Source organism: Tolypothrix sp. FACHB-123, from assembly GCF_014697075.1.
Classification (GTDB): Bacteria; Cyanobacteriota; Cyanobacteriia; order Cyanobacteriales; family Nostocaceae; genus Aulosira.
This window is the reverse complement of the sequence record NZ_JACJRE010000146.1, coordinates 1-3,112: the sequence shown is the minus strand read 5'-3', so window position 1 is coordinate 3,112 and position 3,112 is coordinate 1. Positions and strand designations below refer to the sequence as shown.

General features: G+C 40.6%; 2 protein-coding genes and 1 pseudogene. All 3 read right to left on the bottom strand.

Features of this window, described 5'->3' with window-relative positions; genetic code table 11:
• A partial coding sequence (locus tag H6G41_RS35965; protein ID WP_190752847.1) for a calcium-binding protein occupies positions 1-1,529 on the bottom strand: 1,529 nt, incomplete at its 3' end.
• Positions 1,530-1,962: 433 nt separating this feature from the next.
• Positions 1,963-2,346 carry a hypothetical protein gene (locus tag H6G41_RS34345; protein ID WP_190752845.1) on the bottom strand — a complete coding sequence of 128 codons (384 nt, stop codon included), beginning with the start codon at positions 2,344-2,346 and terminating at the stop codon, positions 1,963-1,965.
• Between the two features lie 212 nt (positions 2,347-2,558).
• Positions 2,559-3,112, bottom strand: a pseudogene (locus tag H6G41_RS34340) (WYL domain-containing protein); the annotation flags it as partial.

Sequence of the window (3,112 nt, the reverse complement as noted above, 5' to 3'; positions counted from 1 at the left end):
TCTGATGCAGTCAGTGAGGGGTTACCTGTAAAGATGGCAAACTCTGCTCCAGTACCAAAGCCAGATGCAACTCCATTTTGATTGTAAAAGAGCGTTCCACTACTTTGGTTGTAAACAATTTTGGCAGAGCTAACGGCAGCTGCTGTATTGCTGCTAACTACAGCGAATTCATTCACAATGCTAAACCCATTACCAGCTATGCTTTGCAAAGCTGTAAAGGTAGTTTTATCCAGGATAATTTTATCGCTGCCTTTGACGAAATCCGTAATGCGATCGCGGCCAATAGCTGCACTGCTAAAAGCAGCATTGGTGTTGTAAAGAAAGAAATCACTGCCATTGCCACCTGTTAAGATGTCATTACCAGCGCCGCCAATTAGGGTATCGTTACCATCTCCGCCAATTAAGGTATCTTGACCACCTTCTCCACTGAGAGTATTATTGCCGGAGTTACCTGTAAGAACGTTGTTGAGGGAGTTGCCTGTCCCTTTAATTCCTGTGGCGAGCAAAATCAGGTTTTCTAAATTAGCACCCAAGGTATAGCCTTGGGCGGAAGTATAAGGGGCTTGAACCGTATCGATTCCTTCGCCTGCATTGATAGTGTCATTTCCAGCGCCACTATTAATGATATCCTTGCCACCAACAGTATTAATGGTGTCATCCTTGCTCGTGCCGATGACTGTAAATTCCTCAGTGTTATGAAAACCAATGAAATCTAGGCGAGTATTATTTGTACTGCTGACTTGTCGTGAGGCAAAGCCATAAGTGCTACTACCAACAAAACGCATACCAGTACCAGTATCACCAACGGAATAGTCTAGGATCAGGCGGTCAATACCATCACCACCATAAACAGTGTCACTACCTAGTCCGGCGTTAATTGTGTCATTACCTGCACCAGTTTGAATGACATCATTAATCCGCAGCACAGCACCGTTAACGATTCCCGAATGGGTAACAATGTCGTTACCACTGCCGGTAGTAATCGAAAATCTCTCAAAATTGATGGCAGTCACAACACCAGAAATATTGATATTGGTGAGGTTGGAAAGGTTAAGGTTAGCCGTTTGGGTCGAAAGGTCAAGGGTGAGGTAGTCTAAGCCAGAACCACCATCTAAAGTACCACCAACAGCAGTCACGCTATCATTACCAGCACCCGCTTTAATGACATTTTTGCCATAGAATGTTTTGATGGTGTCATCTTTGCTAGTACCGATGACGGTGAATTTCTCAATATTTTTGAAGGCGACGTAATCCAATAGAGAACCATTTTGATGTCGATTAGCAGTGCCTAAATTAGGGTTAACACCACTATTAAAAGACATCCCGCCCCCAGTATCACCAACAGAGTAATCAACAATCAGGTGGTCAAAACCTTCACCACCATCAACATAGTCATCTTTACCTAGTCCGGGGTTAATGGTGTCGTTACCAGCACCAGTGTTGATATTATCATTACTCCGAAACACTGCGCCATTGACAAAAACTGGTCTGATAACAGTGTCGTTGCCGCTACCTGTGGTAATTTCCATGATGTTAGTATGTTGTTAATGTGAGTAAAAAAGAATGCTCTGCAAGTAAGCTAATCCATCTTAAAGTTGCATAATTCTTAGCCTCAGAAAGATGCTTTGAGATTAGGATGCAATTTGAATGATTATTAGCTTATTTCGCAGTCATACCATTTCGATATGAAGATGCATATGATTAGCCTGCGGAGGCAGGCTTTGTTTATTTAGCCCCAGGCTTCTAGCCTGCGGGCGTTAATGTGCAACCTCACATAGAATTGGTATCAAATCCGATAATTGTGCAAAATACCGCAAATTTTTGACCAGAAGGCTTTGACTCCGCTAAAGCCTCCGGCTATCGCATTAAGAACAGCACTTTAAATTTATTTGATAATTTGGATGAAGAAGTGTTCGGCGGGTTGCGTCATTTTGGAAGTTAGCCAGGAATTAGAGATATCAGTTAACCAACTAAATCTCCGCCACAGACACAGCTATAATTGCCGTTAGAACATACACCATGATTAGCTGCACAGCGATAACAGTAAACGTTACGACAATCAATACAAATGGATAGATTTTCTAATTTGTATGTTTCACTACAAAAATCACAATATTCTCGCACACGCAGCATTTTTGCATAATTAACATCGCCAATTGCTTTTCTATTCGCTGCGGCGAACTCTGCTATATCTTCGCTATATCCTTCCTTTTTTCCTCCACGACTATGACACCATAGATAAACAAGCATACGGTCGTAATCTTGAGAAAATAGATATGCTTGGTTTTTGTGATTATCTTGCCAAAGCTTGACTGCTGATTGCATACGTTCGCGAAAATTCGGCATGATATTCTCCCAATTAATATTGTTTGTTACTCACTAGATTAGTGGATAGGTAGATAATTATTGTAGGTATCTGATGCGAATGAGGAAAGCTAAAATTTTCTCAGCTATTCTGTTTTTAAGTCTCACAATCTATCGTGAAGTTTATTGACAATCAACAGTCAACATATGATATTTCACCAATCCTCAACGGATTTCTAAAAATATTGTGAATATTAACTATAATTAGCAACAATTCCTTGAGCGATTTCTGCTACCCTTTGCACTAATTCTTGTGGTGCTTTAACTTGAACATTACCGCCAAACCCAACAATCCATCTCCATAAATCAAAATCATCTAATGTCCAATGAGGAAATATTGCTTGAAAACGATGGGGAAAATTGCGATCGCCTGTTTTATTCAAGCAAAATAAAGACTTGGGGAAATTATTCGTTGTCTTGTGAATCGGTGGTGACATTTTCATCTGGGCGAATCTTTTTGTTCCTTCGGTAATAAAGGGATAAATGCGATCGCTAAACCAAAGTTCTACTGTAACGCAGACTTGCATTCGCTTATTGACATCAGAACTAAGAAACAGTTTTTGATCGTTGCTGCTATTCCCCAAATGCATACCTGCACCAGCTTTAAACAACTTTTGTAATTTTTGTAATGCTTTTTCTTGTTCTGCGCGGCTGCGTTGTTGGCTTTGGGGTTTACCTAAAAATAATCTATCTAGACGTTCAAATCGCAGTAAACCAAAGGTTTCACCACTCACGCACTCATAACCTA

Coding starts and splice junctions, on each gene's coding strand:
- H6G41_RS34345 (WP_190752845.1), bottom strand. CDS start 2,346: ATGCCGAATTTTCGCGAACGTATGCAATCAGCAGTCAAGCTTTGGCAA.